The 17773-nt window shown below is 54.8% G+C and carries 17 protein-coding genes; 8 read left to right on the top strand and 9 right to left on the bottom strand.

All coding sequences use genetic code 11. The features are described from left to right. Positions 1 to 42: 42 nt before the first annotated feature. From JSQ80_RS06470 to JSQ80_RS06445, 6 genes are all read right to left on the bottom strand, one after another. Positions 43 to 1197, bottom strand: a complete 1155-nt coding sequence (locus JSQ80_RS06470; protein ID WP_206094773.1) for an ABC transporter permease — start codon at positions 1195 to 1197, stop codon at positions 43 to 45. An 89-nt stretch (positions 1198 to 1286) separates the two neighbouring features. Continuing rightward, a complete protein-coding gene (locus JSQ80_RS06465; RefSeq protein WP_206094772.1) occupies positions 1287 to 2210 on the bottom strand; it encodes an ABC transporter ATP-binding protein in 924 nt (307 codons plus the stop codon). A 53-nt stretch (positions 2211 to 2263) separates the two neighbouring features. After that, positions 2264 to 3010, bottom strand: a complete 747-nt coding sequence (locus tag JSQ80_RS06460; protein WP_206094771.1) for an ABC-2 transporter permease — start codon at positions 3008 to 3010, stop codon at positions 2264 to 2266. Between the two features lie 20 nt (positions 3011 to 3030). Next, a complete protein-coding gene (locus JSQ80_RS06455; RefSeq protein ID WP_206094770.1) occupies positions 3031 to 3729 on the bottom strand; it encodes an ABC transporter ATP-binding protein in 699 nt (232 codons plus the stop codon). Continuing rightward, positions 3726 to 4118 (bottom strand): GntR family transcriptional regulator, encoded by a 393-nt coding sequence (locus tag JSQ80_RS06450; protein ID WP_206094769.1) that lies wholly within the window; start codon positions 4116 to 4118, stop codon positions 3726 to 3728. The genes JSQ80_RS06455 and JSQ80_RS06450 overlap by 4 nt, the downstream gene beginning before the upstream one ends. 350 nt (positions 4119 to 4468) lie before the next feature. Beyond that, complete coding sequence (locus tag JSQ80_RS06445) at positions 4469 to 5611, bottom strand: virulence factor (RefSeq protein WP_206094768.1); 1143 nt, start codon at positions 5609 to 5611, stop codon at positions 4469 to 4471. A 380-nt stretch (positions 5612 to 5991) separates the two neighbouring features. Here JSQ80_RS06445 and JSQ80_RS06440 point away from each other — a divergent pair, with 380 nt between their 5' ends. Next, positions 5992 to 7029, top strand: a complete 1038-nt coding sequence (locus tag JSQ80_RS06440; protein ID WP_206094767.1) for an MBL fold metallo-hydrolase — start codon at positions 5992 to 5994, stop codon at positions 7027 to 7029. Positions 7030 to 7073: 44 nt separating this feature from the next. Here the strand turns inward: JSQ80_RS06440 and JSQ80_RS06435 are convergent, their stop codons facing one another. Both JSQ80_RS06435 and rsgA read right to left on the bottom strand, forming a co-directional pair. Beyond that, positions 7074 to 7304, bottom strand: coding sequence for a hypothetical protein (locus tag JSQ80_RS06435; protein ID WP_206094766.1), 231 nt, complete (start codon positions 7302 to 7304; stop codon positions 7074 to 7076). Between the two features lie 19 nt (positions 7305 to 7323). Beyond that, positions 7324 to 8595 carry a ribosome small subunit-dependent GTPase A gene (rsgA, locus tag JSQ80_RS06430; protein ID WP_206094765.1) on the bottom strand — a complete coding sequence of 424 codons (1272 nt, stop codon included), beginning with the start codon at positions 8593 to 8595 and terminating at the stop codon, positions 7324 to 7326. A 427-nt stretch (positions 8596 to 9022) separates the two neighbouring features. Between rsgA and JSQ80_RS06425 the strand changes: the two genes are divergently transcribed. Next, positions 9023 to 10639: an ABC-F family ATP-binding cassette domain-containing protein gene (locus tag JSQ80_RS06425; protein WP_206094764.1), complete on the top strand. Its 1617-nt coding sequence runs from the start codon at positions 9023 to 9025 to the stop codon at positions 10637 to 10639. A 958-nt stretch (positions 10640 to 11597) separates the two neighbouring features. Here JSQ80_RS06425 and JSQ80_RS06420 read toward each other — a convergent pair. After that, positions 11598 to 12065 (bottom strand): ArpU family phage packaging/lysis transcriptional regulator, encoded by a 468-nt coding sequence (locus tag JSQ80_RS06420; protein WP_206094763.1) that lies wholly within the window; start codon positions 12063 to 12065, stop codon positions 11598 to 11600. Positions 12066 to 12724: 659 nt separating this feature from the next. Between JSQ80_RS06420 and JSQ80_RS06415 the strand changes: the two genes are divergently transcribed. From JSQ80_RS06415 to JSQ80_RS06390, 6 genes are all read left to right on the top strand, one after another. Continuing rightward, positions 12725 to 13186 carry a hypothetical protein gene (locus JSQ80_RS06415; RefSeq protein WP_206094762.1) on the top strand — a complete coding sequence of 154 codons (462 nt, stop codon included), beginning with the start codon at positions 12725 to 12727 and terminating at the stop codon, positions 13184 to 13186. A 7-nt stretch (positions 13187 to 13193) separates the two neighbouring features. Then, complete coding sequence (locus JSQ80_RS06410; RefSeq protein ID WP_206094761.1) at positions 13194 to 14192, top strand: DUF3383 family protein; 999 nt, start codon at positions 13194 to 13196, stop codon at positions 14190 to 14192. A 116-nt stretch (positions 14193 to 14308) separates the two neighbouring features. Beyond that, the gene (locus tag JSQ80_RS06405) at positions 14309 to 14713 is read left to right on the top strand and encodes a phage structural protein (protein ID WP_087432019.1); all 405 of its coding nucleotides are present in this window, start codon (positions 14309 to 14311) and stop codon (positions 14711 to 14713) included. A gap of 31 nt (positions 14714 to 14744) precedes the next feature. After that, positions 14745 to 15029, top strand: coding sequence for a hypothetical protein (locus tag JSQ80_RS06400; protein WP_087432020.1), 285 nt, complete (start codon positions 14745 to 14747; stop codon positions 15027 to 15029). 163 nt (positions 15030 to 15192) lie between these two features. Beyond that, a complete protein-coding gene (locus JSQ80_RS06395; RefSeq protein WP_206094760.1) occupies positions 15193 to 16965 on the top strand; it encodes a hypothetical protein in 1773 nt (590 codons plus the stop codon). A 16-nt stretch (positions 16966 to 16981) separates the two neighbouring features. Next, entirely contained in the window at positions 16982 to 17743 is a 762-nt protein-coding gene (locus tag JSQ80_RS06390) for a LysM peptidoglycan-binding domain-containing protein (RefSeq protein WP_206094759.1), read from the top strand. Positions 17744 to 17773 lie beyond the last annotated feature (30 nt).

The raw sequence follows: 17773 nt of genomic DNA, 5'->3' as shown, positions 1-17773 counted from the left end.
CCCCTCTTTCGATCCTGGAAGAGGGGATTGCTGTTGGCGGGGTTAATGAGCGGCCTGCCGCATAAACCGGGGAAATTGGAGCACTGCGATAAACAGGGTAACGCAAGCAAATGCCAGCAATATAAGTACGTTAGGCCATATATCCTGTACGTGAGCGCCATGCAAAATGACACTTTTCAAACCTTGCTGCGCCCAGTATTGCGGGGTGAATTGTCCGATAATTTGCATGAATTTCGGCATCATTTCCGTCGGGAACCACAGCCCGCCGATGACGGCTCCTCCCATGGCGATTAGCTGGGTAAATGCGACGCCTTGGTTCTCGCTCTTTGCAAAGACCGACAGTGCAAGCCCCAACCCGGTTACGCAGAGGGACAGCGCCAGGATGATGACGACGACGGACAACATGTCACCGAGCTCCAGACCGTATACGAAGTGCCCGAAGGAAAGCAGGACGGCGCATTGAAAGAGTACGACGAGCAGATATGGAATCCACATGCCGATGAGATAGCTTAGCGGACGCATCGGCGTGCTGGAGAGCCTGGCGGTCATTCCGGTCTCCTTGTCGGAGATAAAGCGGCGAGTCATCGAGATGATGATGAAGAAGACGAACATGACCGTGTAGCCCGGCACGACTTGACTGATCATATCGAAGGGCACTGCATTTTCTGTCTTCTCCGCAATGTGAATCGGCGGCGTGAGAACCTGCTTCAGCTTCGCCTCATTCATGCCTGAGGATGCCAGCGCGTGCGCGATGCTCGCATCCCGGTATCCACTGGCGATGTTGTGCAGCACGGCTTGGATCGGAGCGACAGTAGAGTTAACCGTCTCATCCCGGTACAGCGTTACTTCAGCCGGCCCGTTGGCGTCTGCTTTCAAGCTCGCTTCGAATCCTTGCGGCAGGACGAGCAGCGCGGACAGCTTGCCGTCGCGGATGCTGGCGAGCTGTTCCTCCAGCGAGAGCGTGGAGTCGGTCTTCAATTCGAATCCGTCCATACGTTCGATCGACTGCAGCAGTTCCTTGGACGCCGCGGTATGATCCATGTCAAGATATTGTACTTTGATCGTCGAACTTCCGGCGCTGCCGAAGACAGATGCGAACAAGACGATGAATAGAATCGGCAGAACGAGCAGCCAGAAGAAGGTGCCTTTTTCTTTCAACAACAATCGGATTTCTTTGCGAGCCATGCTTTTAATCACTGTACAATCCTCCTAAACTTCGGTTGTTTGCCACCTTCTTGATGCATAAAAGTTCACTTTGCGAACTCGAACCAGCAGTTTGGTTATCCTTAAGCATCCCGCAGCGACGTGCCCGTTATATTCAAGAACACCGTTTCAAGTGAAGGGCGGACGACTTCCAGCCGGGTGACGGCACAGTGCGACTGCAGGCATGCATCTGACACGCTGCGCATCGTACGCAGCACGTCGTCAGTTTCGATCTTCCAACCGCTTCCATGAGAAGCTGATGTGCCCGGCACGGATGCCAGATCCGGCACCGCGGCGCCGTCCGTTTCCACGTATACCGATTGCGTTCCGTATTGCGCCAGCAGCTCATGCAATCCGCCATGAACGATAACGGAACCGTGGTCGATAATGGCCACATCCTCGCACATCACTTCGACTTCCTCCATGTAGTGCGTAGAATATAAGATGGTCACGCCTTCTTGATTCAACTGCCGAATCATTTCGAATATATGATTGCGGGACTGGGGGTCGATGCCGACGGTCGGCTCGTCGAGAATGATGAGCTTCGGGCGGTGCAGCAGCGCCGCTGCCATATTGACCCGGCGCATCATGCCGCCGGAGAATGTAGACAGCGCATCACGGGCCCGGTCTTGCAGACCGACCAGTTCCAGCACCTCCGATATTCTCTGTTTCAATGCGGCTCCTTGCAAGCCGTACATTTCCCCGAAAAAGAGCAGATTGTCATAAGCGGTCAGCTTCTCATACAGCGTAATGTTTTGCGGGACGTAGCCGATGACCTTGCGCACATCCCCCGCGCGCTGGACCGCATCGATGCCGAATACGTGAACGCTGCCGCTGTCAGGGGCAATAATGCCGGCTAATATTTTCATCGTCGTAGATTTGCCTGCTCCGTTCGGGCCGAGCAATCCGAAGCAGGTTCCTGCCCGGACTTGAAAGGACACGCCGTTTAATGCGGTCTTTTGCCCATAAGATTTTTGCAGTTGAGACACCTGAAGTGCATATTCCATATCAATAACCTCCGTTTGATCCCGAAGTCCCCTTGATTTTTGAATTTTTTAACTTAAAGGACAACCTGTTTTTTTAACATTATGGCAGAGCAGTACAGCAGGATCGCGGCCAAACCAATAGAAACGGGCACCGCGATCGCAAACTCGTACGGTCCGAACGGAATCGAGCCTCTGTCTAAATGTGTGTTCAAGAAATGACCTCTCTCCGGTGTTTGCGTTAACCAAAATATCGCGTTCCCGGATAAGCCATATATCATCCAGAGCAGCGGGGTTAGCGGCTTCAGACGCGACTGTCCAGCGATGGAAGTAAAGAGACCGAATGCGTTCATGAACGGAATGACAGCGAACACGAACAAATACCACACGGACGAACCTGACATAAACGATAATAAGCCGGCGACTTCAAACGATCCTTGCCAGATAGTCGCGTAAACGTAGAAGAAGAGCGTAATGAGCCAAGCGGCGGTGAAAATGAGAAAGACGACACAGAGACTAGCCGCATACTTGGACAGTATGAGCGTGCTGCGCGAATAAGGCAGTGACAGCCACCAGCCCAATGTACCGTTTTTCCACTCTTTTTTGACCAAGCTATAAGCCAGCATGAATGACATATAAGGCAAGCCGAAGGTGATGAACATCAACCCCATTGGCTTGACCTTATTGGCAAAAAAAGCGGTGACGGCAAGGAGCAGCACAATCCCTGCGGCGAGATAGAAAAGCCGCCATTTGGCGTGATCCTTTTTGCTCTTGCGCCGTTTCAGTTCATCTTTGACTAAATAAAGCAATGCATTTGTATCCATAAGCAATTCCTCCCCGATCCTTAACGGTACAGTGTGCGGTAGATAGACTCCATCGAACCCCGCTCCGCGCGCAGCGTCTCGACATCTCCGTGCAGCAGCGCTTGCCCGTTGTCCATAAAGACAACATAATCAAACAGACTCTCTGACTCGTGAATCTCATGGGTGCTGATAAGCACGGTCTGCCGCTTATCGCTCAAATTATCTATAATCGCTTCGATAATCCGCTCGCGCGTCAGCAGATCAATGCCAGAGAAGGGCTCGTCGAGCACTAATAAAGGCACGCTGCGTGCCATGCAAATCGTAAGCATCAGCCTTGCTTCCTGGCCGCGTGACATGCCGTGAACCTTCATCTCGGGGTCCAGCCCCATAAAGGAAATAAGCGCTTCTGCGCGTTGGCGCTCGAACCCGGGAAGCAGTTGTTCCGCCCAGTCCAGAGCCAGCATGACCGTATGGCCTTCATACCAGCGGGCCCGGTCGGGCAAATAAGCAATGTCCCGATTCGTCTGCCAGCCTGGCGCGTGTCCGAGCACATCGATAGTTCCTTGGTCCGGCTTTATCAATCCGGTTACCATCCGGAAGAATGTCGATTTGCCGGCGCCATTCGCTCCGAGTATCCCAATGACGCGTTCTTGCGGCAAATGTATGGTGAAATCGTCCAATGCCCGCTTCTGTCCGTACCGCTTCACGATATGATCGGCCCGGATTGCGATTTCGTTCATGAGGAGCGTCCTCCTTTTTGCTGAATCAGTTGCTGAATATCATCCCATGTAAATCCTATGCTGTGCATCTTTTCAAAAAATTCTTGCACCGCTTCTTCCGCCAAGTTATTGCGGATTGTCTCCACGGTGTCCGCATTCGTCGTGATGAACGTGCCTTGACCCCGTCGCGTCTCGGTCAATCGTTCCCGCTCCAGCTCCTGATAAGCGCGCATCACCGTGTTCGGCGTTACCTTCAATGCTTGCGCCAGTTCCCGTACCGAAGGAATCTTCTCACCCAACGCAATCTCCCCCCTCGCAATCGAACTTCGAATCTGATTCAACACTTGCTCATATAACGGCTTGCTTAAGTCAAGCACAAAGCGGAATCCACCGATGTCAACTTCATTCAAAGAGCTCCCTCCTCGCGTAAAAATATTGTATAAGGTGTATTATATCACTTGATACACTTAATACAATAGGTGCACGAAAAAAAGACAGCTTCCGATTTGGAAACCGTCTTCAAGAGCTGCTTATTCAATTGCTTAGTTTACCGCCGACCACAGGGCTGGCACGACCGGCGGTGTTGCCAGCGGCCTCCATGGCCTTGACCGTGCACCCGGCTAAGAACAAAAAAGAAAAAGCCTGCACGCACTCGCGCCCCGCAGCGTGTTGCTCTGGGGGGGAATATAGAAGAGAGTCTACATTCTATTACGAATGGACAGGCTGGAACATTTTGTTTCTTAAGACGGGCTGTTGTTTTTTATTCAGGCTGCTGCTCGCGCAGGCGGGCCATCTGCTGCCATACGGTGCCGACGGCATCTTCTCCGGAACGGATGCGTTCCATCGCAATCCGCGCCTGCAATGCGACTTCGAACTCCGTATCTTGAGCGGCCGCTTCAAGCACAGGCAACGCCCGATCGTCTCCGGCTTCGTACAAGAAGCGGGCTGCACGCCAACGGACGAGCTTGTTCTTGTCCTTAATCGCTTCCATCATCGGGCCAATAGCGGCCGGATCGCCGATATCGGACAACGTGTCTCCCGCTGTGCGGCGCACGCTAACCGAGGAATCCTTCAAGGCTTGGAACAGCAGCGGCATGCATTCCGCCGTCTTCAATTCGCCCAAGTAGACGACGGCCAGGCGCCGAATCTGGCTTTGCCCGTCTTGAAGTGCTTGCGCGATGAACGGCAAACGTTCCTGAACAGGCTCCATCCGTTCCAAAGCGGCGTAACGTACGCGCCAATCTTCATGCTGCAGGCGTGCATCCAATTCCTCATCTGTCAATTCGCGGCGTTCTTCGACGAATGGCGCGTCCGTTGTGCCAGCGGCAATGCCTTGCTGCACTAAAGAAGCGAGCCGATCGTCGGGATAGGCTGCTTCCAGCTCCTGTTCCACTTCACGAGCGATATCGGGCAGCTCGCCATAGCGAATCCCGTAATCGCTCAGCTTGCGCTCTTTGATCAAGGTGGCGCTGGCAACTTCCGTCACGGCGCGCACGAAGCGCTCGGATAGGCCGATGCGCTCTTCCTTGCCATCGGCTTGCACGCGAATTTGCATCGGAATGCCGCGGAAATACTGCACATACACTTGGGCTTCCCCGAAGGATGTCCATGCCGCAAGGTCGCCCTCTTGGCCTTCAGCGGCTTGCGGTTCGCCGAAGATATCGCGCACATCTGCTAAGATACGCGCCCAGTCCGCATTGGAGAATCGGTCCAACGCAATAAAATCAGCAGTATGAAAGACGCTCTTTACACCCTCGATATCAAGCAGGCGTCCGATAATGGCGGGAGCGGAGCGCCGGTTCTCCTCCGTATATGTTCGACGAATGCCCGCCGGCAGCGTCTCATCCAGATGAAGCTTCATCGAATTCGGGCTGGGCGTTGGTTCAATTGTGATTAAGTTCATTGACGGCACCTCCTGTATGTGTTGTTTTGACTATATTGTACCGCAATGAACCTGCAGGAACAATGAATCGAAGCGGGGTGCAATTTGACGGAGAGACGGTTGGAACGAACAAAAATGAGTTATAAATATAAAGACACGAAGTGTGCAATGGATCTCAACAAGAAGCTGCCAGTTGAATACGATGGAGATTAGCCGCAGCGCCTCTTGCCATGACGGAATCAAGCGCTGCTGCGCTTTGCTGTGAAGCGATGGCTGGTCAGTTGTTGGAGGAAGTCTGACTCTGGTATGCTAGAACAAGACATTGACTTCATCGCATCTGCAAGGGAATGAAATCTAACCCTTGTCATTCGATCCGAACTTTTTGCAAATGAGGTGGTGCTATGAAGCGCTATTACGTCAATATGGACGATGTGACGACGGAAAAGGCCTGGAAGCAGTTTCGGCGCTGGCGTGCCGAGCGAAAAGTGCGGCTTAAGCAGAAGGATTATTCCTATGTGGTTCCGCAAGCGGAGCCGGATCTTGACCGGCTGGGCGCCAACCGGACAGAGACGACTATCACTTGGATAGGTCATTCGACCTTTCTGCTCCAGACGGGTGGTTTAAATATCGTTACGGATCCGGTGTGGGCCGAAAGCATGGCGATGGAGAAACGGTTGGCCCCGCCCGGCATTCCGATTGACCGTATCCCGCCGGTGGATGTCATCCTCATCTCGCACTCGCACTATGATCATTTGCATCTCGGCTCGATTCGCCGGCTGATGAACCCGAAGACGGTGTTAATCGTTCCGGGAGGGCTGAGAAGTAAAATGGTGCGCAAAGGGTTTTCGCAGACGATGGAGATGGATTGGTGGAACGATATCGTTCTCGGCTCGGTGCGCTTTACTTTCGTTCCGGCGCAGCACTGGACGCGCAGAACGCTGACGGATATGAATCGCTCCCATTGGGGCGGTTATGTGATAGAACGGCTGCAGACGGAGAAGCCGCGCGATCTTAAGGGTCGGGCCGACAATGCCGCTGCGGTGGAGGACACGATTTATTTTGCGGGGGACAGCGGGTATTTCCGGGGGTTCGAATTGATTGGCAGCCGCTTCGATATCGATGTCGCCTTGCTGCCGATCGGAGCGTATGAGCCGGAATGGTTCATGTCGCCGCAGCATATTACGCCGGAAGAAGCGCTGCAGGCGTTCGAGGACGTGAAGGCAAAGGTGATGATTCCAATGCATTACGGAGCTTTCAAGCTGGCGGACGATACGCCGAAGGAAGCGCTCGACCGTTTGGAGGCCGAACGGCGCAGACGAAATATAGACCGGGATAAGGTGCGGCTCCTGTCCCATGGCGAAACATGGAGTCCTTCCGGGGCGAACGCAGCGAACAGGGAAGTGCCGGACAATATGCGCCGCGCTAACTTTAGACAGTAAATGCAGGATAGCATATATAAGTGGATGCAACATACGATTGCGATTCAAGAAGCAGCCTTTAATAGGAGGCTGTTTTTTCTTTTTTCATCTAAAAAGGCTAGTCCTGTGTGAGCAGAAGAGGAAAGGAATATAATCGAGCACAAGCGATAACCTGGAAGGATTGTTTTCGTTTCAACCGGCGGAAGCGGTATTCCAGAAAAGAAAAGGTTCAGGAACGCTCGCGGGAGCATCCCTGAACCGCCGGTGAAGAGGGTATCTTTCAGCGTGAATGCCATTCCTCTTGGATGAGTTGATTTAACTCCGCTTGCCGGAAGAGTTGGGCGTCTTCGCCGTCTTTTTGGCGCTGTTCGCGTGTTGGCGCTTCAGTTGGGCCGCTTCCGAGCGGCGCATATAAGCGATTTCCCGCTGCAGCTTATGATAGCCCCGCAGACGCTCTGCTTCCAGCTCTCCGGAAGCGATGGCTTCCTGCACGGCGCAGCCGGGCTCGTGCTGGTGGGAGCAGTTCGAGAAGCGGCAAGCTGACGCCAACGCTTCAATATCCTCGAAGGCGTGCTCCAGGCCGCTGCCCCCGTCCACGGCGATCATGCCGACTTCGCGCATGCCGGGCGTGTCGATGAGCCACGCTCCGCCGGATAGCGGCAGCAGCTCGCGGTGCGTCGTCGTGTGACGGCCTCTGCCGTCGTTCTCGCGCACCGCCTGCGTTGCCATGCGCTCTCCGCCTGCAAGGGCATTGGCGAGCGTGGACTTGCCGACGCCGGACGAGCCGACGAGGACGACGGTCGTCCCGGGAGCCAGCAGCGCCTGCAGCCGTTCGAGGCCTGCGCCCGTAAGCGCCGACACCGCGAAGACATCGGCGCCGGGGACGGTGCGCATCGCCTCGGCCACGAAGGCTGCCGGGTCCTCGGCGGCGTCGGCCTTCGTCAGCACGACGGCCGGCATGGCGCCGCTGTCCCACGCGAGCGCGGCGTAGCGTTCCAGCCGCCGCGGCTCGAAGTCGCTCGTCATCGCTGTGACGAGCAGCGCCACATCGGCGTTCGCGGCGACGACCTGCGCGTCCCGCCGGTTGCCGGCGACCTTGCGCGCGAACAAGCTGCGGCGCGGCAGGACGCCGGCGATCGTCGCGCGTCCCTCTGCCGGGCGCGGCGCAATGGCGACCCAGTCGCCGACGCACGGCCAGTCGCTTAGCGCCAGCATGCCCGCGCGCGCTTGGCCGGACAGCTCGGCGAGCCACTCGCCGTCCGCGCTGATGACGCGGTACATATGCTTGTGCGCAAGCGATACGCGCGCTGGCACGAGCTCGCCGGCAAATCGGCGGACAACCGCTTCGCTAAGCCCGTCGAGCCAGGCCGTCCACGTATCGGACCACGCGTCATCCCAGCCGAGCGCGGTGATCTCCTTCACGGCACGGCCGCCGTCTTGCGCTTGCGGGAAGCCGCTGCCGGCCTGTTCGGCCTCTGCGGCTTGTGCGGCTTCCGTATATGGAGTGGTTTCGTTATTGACGATGTCGGTTGCTTGCGATTGGTTTTGAGCTTGCTTGAGATTGTGCTGTTTTTTTAATGGATTCAAATCTGTATTCTCCCTTGTTCACGGCTTGAGGCCGCTTCGAATGAACTTGCATGGTTGTCACCTTCCAACGACGTTGCGCCACGGTCAAGTTCGGGAACAGAATACAGTTCAACGACACTAGCGTCGAGTTGCGTCATTACGGATGCGCTAGGCGCCGAGCAGTTCCTCCCGAACGTTATATGCTGTTGCCATATGACATCCCTCGCTTTCTAAATCAGATGATCACATTATATACGGATAACCCACTAAATGGTAGGCAGGAAGCCGAGGATCTAGACAAAATAGAGGCGTGTTAACAGGCGCGCATCTAAATATATGGACAAAAATCGCCGAATCCCGTGCAATAAATGCCGGAACAATCGCAAAATGCCGATAAGTGTGCTATAATAACCGTTTGAAACCATTAAAGTTAAAGGACGGGAATGCCATGATTAGTACAACCGGCGTTACGCTCCGCTACGGCAAACGCGCGCTGTTCGAGGACGTGAACATCAAGTTTACGCCCGGGAACTGCTATGGCCTAATCGGCGCGAACGGTGCGGGGAAATCGACATTTCTTAAAATATTGTCCGGCGAGATCGAGTCGACCAATGGAGAGGTGCACATTACACCGGGAGACCGTCTGTCGGTCTTGAAGCAGAACCATTATGAATATGATGAATTCCCGGTGTTGGAGACGGTCATTAGAGGCCATCAACGCCTGTACGATATTATGAAGGAAAAAGACGCTCTCTATGCCAAAGCGGATTTCAGCGAGGAAGACGGCATGCGCGCCGGCGAACTCGAAGGAGAATTTGCGGAATTGGACGGCTGGGAAGCGGAGGCGAATGCAGCAGAGATGCTGATTGGCCTTGGAATTCCAAAACATCTGCACGACAACAAGATGGCGGAGCTGGAAGGCAACCAGAAGGTTCGCGTCCTGCTTGCTCAAGCGCTGTTCGGCCGCCCGAACATCCTGCTCCTAGACGAGCCGACGAACCACTTGGATCTGGAGTCCATCAATTGGTTGGAGAACTTCTTGATGGATTATGAAGGCACCGTTATCGTCGTATCCCATGACCGCCATTTCTTGAACAAAGTATGCACGCACATCGCGGACATCGACTTCGGCAAGATTCAGCTCTATGTGGGCAACTACGACTTCTGGTACGAGTCAAGCCAACTGGCTCAGCAAATGATGCGCGACCAGAACAAGAAGAAGGAAGAGAAGATTAAAGAGCTGCAAGCGTTCATTCAGCGCTTTAGCGCGAACGCATCCAAGTCGAAGCAAGCGACTTCCCGCAAGAAGATGCTCGACAAGATTACGCTTGACGATATTCGCCCATCGAGCCGCAAATATCCATTCATCAACTTCAAGGCGGAGCGTGAAGCAGGCAAGCAGCTGCTCACTATCGAAGGCTTGACGAAGACGGTGGAAGGCGAGAAGGTATTCGACAATCTCCACCTGGTTGTCAACAAAGGGGACAAAATTGCGTTCGTCGGACCGAACAGCACGGCGAAGACGACGCTGTTCCAAATTCTTATGGGCGAGCTGGAAGCGGATGCGGGCACGTACTCTTGGGGCGTTACGACATCGCAGGCCTATTTCCCGAAAGACAACTCAGCCTACTTTGACGGTGTGGAGTTGAGCCTTGTTGACTGGCTGCGCCAATACTCGAAGGATCAGGATGAAACATTCCTGCGCGGATTTTTGGGCCGCATGCTGTTCTCAGGCGAAGAAGCGCTGAAGAAGGCAAGCGTGTTGTCCGGGGGCGAGAAGGTGCGCTGCATGCTGTCGAAAATGATGATGACCGGCGCGAACGTGCTTCTTTTGGATGAGCCTACGAACCACTTGGACCTTGAGTCCATTACGGCATTGAACAACGGTCTCATCGACTGCGACGGAACGATTCTGTTCACATCGCATGACCACCAGTTCGTACAGACGATCGCGAACCGCATCATCGAGGTTACGCCGAATGGCATCATCGATCGCGTGACGACGTTTGACGAATATTTGAATAGCGACGAAATTAAGACATTGCGCGAGCAGATGTACGCGTAGGCTATGAACAGGAGTCCAGACCTTCTCTTTACAAGAGCGGGTCTGGACTTTTTTTGACTCATGGAATGGAACCTTTCCCAAGAGGGGAGGGCATGCCTTTTCGCCCCTTTGTGTCACTCTCCCGCTCAGTCAGAACGGCAGCAGCAGCCCTTTCTCACGCATACGGGCATATTGAAAAAATAGAGGTTTCTCGGCAGCCTGGTCTTTTCCGTGGGTCTCTACATAATCACTACCAAACTGTCAAAACGTTGGACAGATCCAATCTCCGCCGAAACACGACACGGGAAAATGATCGACAACCTCTCTCGTGTGAACGGGATTCGGGGACAAAATGTAGGAGCCACGGAGTTTTTTTGCTGTACAACGTCTTTCTCGCCGTATCTGAACCAGCGGGAGAGTGAAGCAAAGGATAAAAGGAGAGAACATTCAATCTGATGAATGCAGACAAACAGCATACACCATAAACTAAACTCTACTCTCTTCCACCTTTTCCCCTTGCTATGCTCACTCCAGTCACCATTTGATCTATTGGAAAATATACAGTCTTCTATCGAGTTTTGAGCGCAAGCCGCCTTTTCATTGGAAATCATCCGGCCAAAACCGGGATTCTCGTTGTACGCCGCCGTTTAAGCACGATTCAGCTGGACCTTTTCCAGTGGTTCTCCATACAATCGCTCTCAAACCGTCAAAGCGTTGGACAGAATCCAATCTCCGCCGAAACACGACACGGCAAAATGATCGTCAACCTCTCTCGCGTTACGAGTTTCGGGTATAGAATGTAGGATCCACGGAGTTTTTTTGCTGTACAACGTCTTTCTCACCGTATCTGAACCAGCGGGAGAATCGTGAGCACTTCAATAAAACGGAACGCGAAACGCCTATCCCCTCCAACCGGATTGAAGCCGGCTGGCATAAGGATAGGCGCTATGGTCGTCAATGCCGGTGCGGAAAGGGGCGTTTACGTGGTGCGCGCAGGACGGAATGCGTATTGAAAAGCGTGCAGCAGCTTCGCGAAGGCCCGCTTGCGAATATGTCCGTAGGTGACGGCGCTAATCGGAGGATCGAAGCTGAAGCTGTACACTTTCATATCGGTCATGCGCGCTGCTTTCATATAGCGTTCGCGGATAAGGAGCTGCTCGTCCGGCTCCAGCTCGTTCACAATCGATTCGACCAGCTCGCAGAAGGCGAGACATTCGCTTGCTTTGTCTGTGTTGTATACGGCAACCGCAGCCGTCGGATCACCAATCCGGTTCGTGGTCCCATTCTCTCTCGTTTCATAATTCGTCGTAATCTTAGCTTCGCGCACCGTAAACTTCATTACTTTGCACATTCTGTATTTAGCAAATACTTCCTCGATGCGGGCTTTCGTTTGTTTGGCATCCATCGTTTCCATTTTAGGGATCTCCATATATTCCATTGGTATCATCAAGCAAGTCCTCCTTTATTTCGACTCTTGGAGATGTTCAAAAAGTCTCCCATTTTCAATACTGAAAGGTTTTTTTGAGCAAATACTCTAAGTAATAGTTGTTTAAAATATCTCTTCTTGCCCATCAAACTCTTAAAAGGCCATGCGGAATCGAAGCTTGGGTTCACTCATATAGAGCACATGCTTCGGCGATCGTTGCCTGCGCTTCATGCTGGCGCTCGTGTAGGGCAAGCAATGCCAGCGGAAAGAATTGCTTCCTTAATATGAACAGCGATCCGCATTCCCTTCGCGAATGCTCCCTCCAAGCGTCTGCGTATGCACAACCTTCTATGGTGCTGAAAAGCGGCCTCTTTGAACATGCACTTATAGAAAACAACAACGACTTGAGGTTGTTTTAATTGAACACCGTGGCAGGTATACCCATTATACCACAAATACAAGAACATGTGTTCTTATAATAATATAAAAAGAAATCAAAAAGAAACTAAACCTTTCCTTTAAACCAAACATACGTTCTCCGTTCTATACTAGTAACGTGGACATCGTGAACACAGAAGCCGCATCAGTGACAGTGCCTGCAAGGCTTCAAGGAAGCGGGCCGTCTGAACAGGCAGTTGGCAGAAGGATGTTTCAGGATGATTCCAAGGAGGTGATGGAATTTGATTGCTTATCGGAATATCGTTCAACAGTGGATCATGCCGCTGGGTCAGGCGTTGCAGCTGCCTGTCATAAGCGTGGATGCGCTCCAGACGGACAGCTCGCTGCCGCTCATTGCCTATGATGTCGCTTCACCGTACATCGATTGCACGCCGAATCATCAGGAGCATCAGGGCGCTGTGGACAAGGTGGTGGAAATGGAGTGGCTGCTTCTTATCCGAGCGGGCGATCGGATGGAGATGGTTGAACGATGCCGGGACATGCTGGGCTGGCTGTGGACCGACGGACTGGATTGCCTCGAGAGCATTCCGGCCGCGATGGTGCATATCAGTCCGGCGCAATGGAAGACGGAGCCGCATGCGGGGCTTGGCCTTCAAATCAAGCTCCGCATGAAGGACCGCTTCGAACGGACGGTGCCGTCCGTAGCAACGATTCATTTGAATCCAATGAAATCAAAGGAGTGAAGGGAAGATGACATTGCAAGACGTGCAAGTAACGATTGATTTGCAGAAGCCGACGGGACGATTGTCCTTCGCCATGCCACTGATTCTCGGGAAAAAAGAGGGCGGTTCCGCCTACAAGGAATACGGCGATCTGGAAACGGTGAAGGCCGACTTCGCCGAGGCGACGCCGGAATACAAAATGGCGCAGGCCCTCTTCGGTCAAGGAGATCGCTCTCCGGCCCGCATTGCCATTACGGCTCACGACGAGCAGGAAGCGGCGGTGGACCGCCTGCGTGCCGTGTTGGATATGGGATGGTACTATTTGCTGTCCGCCGACAATGGTCCTGCGACGGTAGAAGCCCTTGCGGCCGAGCTGGAGAAGGAGGACTATCGCTTGTTTGTCACTCGGGTTGCAGACAAGACGAAGCTGCAGGCGTTGAAGGCGAAAGGATATACGCGCACCGCGGCATTCTATCATACGGATATGGACGCGTATCCTGATGCGGCGCTCGTGGGCGCGGTCGGCTCCGCGGATGTTGGCTCCGTTACCTGGAAGTTCAAGGCGTGCACCGGCATCGCGCCGCTCAAGCTGACGGCAAGCGAGCTGATGGAAATTCATGACGGCGGAGCGTTCACATATGTGAACAAGCAAGGCGAAGCCCGCACGTCGGAAGGCAAGACCGTATCCGGCGAATATATCGACGTCATCATGTCGCGCGACTATGTCCGCGCCCGCATGGAGGCGCAAATTCAGCAGCTGCTCAATCAGTCTGACAAGGTGCCGTATACGAACGCAGGCATCGCGCAGATTGAGAGCACGGTCGTCAATGTGCTGCAGGAAGCGTTCCGCATGGGCATCATCGCGGCGGATGACAGCAGCGAGCCGTTGTTCGGCACTTCTTTCCTGCTGCGCAATGAGGTGGATCCAAGCGATCGCGCCAACCGTGACTATCGGGGCGGTTCGTTCTGGTTCGAGATTGCCGGCGCGGTCCATCAGGTGCGTATTAAGGGTGTCATCCGCTTCTAACCGGAAGCGGTATGGAAGACACTTTACGACATTATTCATAATATACGGCTTGGACAAGCCAAGCTGTTGGAATGCATTGAATTATATCCGTACAGGAAAAGGAAGGTGCGATAGCAATGAGTATCGGCATTTATGATGCAAAGCAAGTGTCCGTTATCGTGGACGGCAAGTATATTACGGGATTCGGAGAGAACACGTTCGTCTCCTGCGAGAAGGATGAAGAGCAGTCCGTGGCGCACGTTGGCGCTCGTGGCGAAGTTGCCATTGCGCACAAAAACAATCCGCTCGGCACGGTGAAATTAACGCTCATGTCAACATCTCCGCAGTTGGAGCTGTTCCATCGTCTCGCACGCGAAAAGAAGATATTCGACATCTGGGTCGTATCCCACAATGAACCGCGCGAGCGGATTGGCGGCACGCAGGCTATCGTGAAGAAGCTGCCGGCAGCGGCATACGGAGCGGAGCTTGAGGATCGCGAATACGAGATTCAAGTGCTGGACTACACACATCAGGTGATGTAACGAAAATACGACTGGGAAAGGGTGAATCAATGTGAGCAAGCAAACGACAGTAACGCTGGAGGGCGAGGATTACGTCCTGCAGCATCCGGGCGCGCGTGCCTTGATGCGGTTGTACGACGTTGCCCTGAAGGCGGACGGCGGCTGGAAGCTGGAGTCTTCGATGGATTTCTTCCTCCAGCATGTGATCGTATCCCCGCGCCTCAGCTGGGAGGCGCTCGAAGACAAATCCGACCTCTTGACTCCGCTCTGGCTGGAATGCGCGCGGTTTTTAGGGATGGTCGATACACCCTTGGAGCCCGAATCATCCATCGTATAAACGTTCCATTTCCACGAATCCGCTCCGGCAATTATTTTGGCATGTCGTGTTGAATAGCCGGGGCGGCATTACGTATGCGGAGGCGGACGCCATGAGCATCGAGGAGCTATGCGAGGCCGCCTCCGCCATGGAGTGGATGTTCGGGAAAGGAGGGAAATAAGAAATGGATGCACAGGTGTCTACAGCCATTCACCGCGAGCTGAGATCGATGAACGGCAGGTTGGGCGATTTGAAGCCGATCATCACCATTCTGAAGGATGCGATGCGGGATCAGACGGAGCAGTTGAAACGGCAGGGCAAGCTGGCAAGCTCGCTGTTGGCAAGCAATATGTCCCGACAGGCGGGCTCAGCTTCTCTGGCCAGCGCCAATAGCTCGAACATCGCCCAAGCCCAAGCTTCCGTCAAGGTTGTCGTCGGGCAAAGCTCGGGAGAGAAGGACAAGCCCGCCAAATGGAACGATCCATTTATGAAGTCGGCGCCCGTGACGTTGACGCAGGATATGAATGACATGTTCAAGTCGTTCAAGGAATTCGCAGACAATGTGAAGTGGGTGAAGGACAAGTTCAAAGGAGACAAAGGCGGCTGCAAATGCTGCTGCTGCGCGGGAACGACTGGCTCCGGCGGGAAGGGCGGCCTGTTCGATTCGGGCAAGGATGACAGAGGCAAGCGTTCCGGAAAAGGAAGCGCGAAGAAGGGCGCCTCTGCGTCCCCGGGGGACGACAGCCAAAGGGAAACGCCGCGGCGAACCGACACTTATCGCCGGCGCGGATGGAGAGGCCGCAATAAATCGCCTTCCTCGATGAAGCCGTTTGCCGAAGCGGCAACCGGCACCGGAACAGGCGCCATGGGCGCTCCTGCGCCTAACGCCAGTGCCGGAGAGATGGGCAAGGCGGCTCACGCGGAGGTCAGCCCGATTGGGAAGACGAGAACACAAACGCACGGCAAGGCAAAGAGGATGCCGAGGATCAGCAAAGGCAAGCTTGGCAGGGGAATAGGTCTCGGAATGCTTGCTGGGGGCTTAAGTTTGATTGGAGGCTCTGCAGACAGGCAGAGCGGCGAGCCGTCCGAGGCTGCCGGAGCTGGAGCGCCATCAGCTGCGGGAGACCCGCTCGCGGGAGCCGCATCGGGAACCGCGATGGGGACGGCCGCAGCCGGTTCGGATGCGCCAGCGCCGGTTGCGGTGCTTGCCGATGCCGCTGCGGCCGCACAGACGACGATGGATATGGCGCATACCGCGCAATCCGTGCGCACGGCAATGAACCCGGTGCCGAATCCGGTGCAGCAGGCAGCCGCCTCGGCCCAGGCGACGGCCAAGACGACCGCGACCGTGCAGAAGGCGGCATCCGCCGCGAAGAAGACGAGCTGGTTCGGCAAGCTCATCAAAGGGGCGAAGGTGGTCAGTAAAGCAACGAAGATATTGCGGTTCAATCCAGCGGGTTTTCTGGGAGGTCTGGCGCTGGATGCCGGTCTGTGGGCTGCAGAGAAATTTTTGCTGCCGAAGGATGAGCAGGAGGAAGAGGCTTCTGAACAGGCGCCGTCAACCAATCGGATTATTCCGAAGATGGAGCCGCCGACGGCCGCGCTGCGCGCCCAGAGCACCCAGAGCGGAGGGCCCCTATCTTCCGTGTCCGCTCCGGCTCCGGTATCGCCTCGGCCTTATTCGGATATGACCGGAACGGGGAACGGCATCACGACGGCTCCGCCGCTGAACATTCCGGGTCCGCTGCCGGGCGGTGGCGGGTCGATGGATGTGAATGCGAACAGCAACGTCGTCATGAACCTCAATGTGAACGGTTATATCGATATGCGCATGATTGAGGAAATCAAGCGCATCGCGCGCGATCAGTTCGACGCCTCGTTCCGTTCGTTCGAGCGCAGCATTTCGAGCAAAATGCCGCAGCCGCAAACTACGAAGGAAGGGGCGATGTCCTATTAAGACGAAATTGAGCCGCTTGGGCGGAATCGACCTGTTCGTCACGTCGGAGGAGCCGGAATACGCGGTTCAGGTTAGCAGCCACAACATTGAAAAGGGCGGCACGATAACGGATCACATTCAAAAGGATACGGTCAGCCTGCATCTGGAGGGGCTCATTCTCGGGCCCCAGGCGTCGAATTACCGCCATCGCCTCGTGAAGGCGATGAACGCGGGCACGCTGCTGCAATATACCGGGCGCAACATGCTGCTGAACTGCGTCATTACGAGCCTGCGGACGGCGCATGACAGCTCGATCGGCAACGGTATGAGCTTCTCGCTGACGCTCAAGCAGATTAATGTCGTGACGATCCGGTATACGAAGCTTCCTCCGAAGCGCAAAGCGGCGGTGAAGCCGAAGGTCCGTTCGGGCAAACGGAACACGTCATACCGTCCGAAGCCCTGGTCGCATATTGTGCGAGCGGGACAGAGATGGGAATCTATTGCCCGCTACTACGGCATTGGCGTGAGGCAGCTCCGCGAATGGAATTCTCACTTGGATCCCAGTGTGCCGCCGCCGATTGGCATGATGCTGTCCATTGGGCAAAATGCGACGGAGAAGCAGAAGAAGGTGAATCCGAATCTGAAGTATGCGTACCGGACCTATACGGTTCTGCCGGGAGATTCCTGGTACTCGATTGCGGCCAAGTTCCGTATCCCGGTCGACGTGTTGCGGGGCATGAATGACAATATCAGCTCTTACGCCACGCTTAAGGCGGGCATGGATATCCGGGTGGCCTGACGCGGCGGGAGACAAGGAAGGCGCCTTTTT

Origin of the sequence: Paenibacillus apiarius (assembly GCF_017052585.1) — a bacterium.
Lineage (GTDB): Bacteria > Bacillota > Bacilli > Paenibacillales > Paenibacillaceae > Paenibacillus_B > Paenibacillus_B apiarius.
This window is presented reverse-complemented; position numbering and strand designations above follow the sequence as displayed.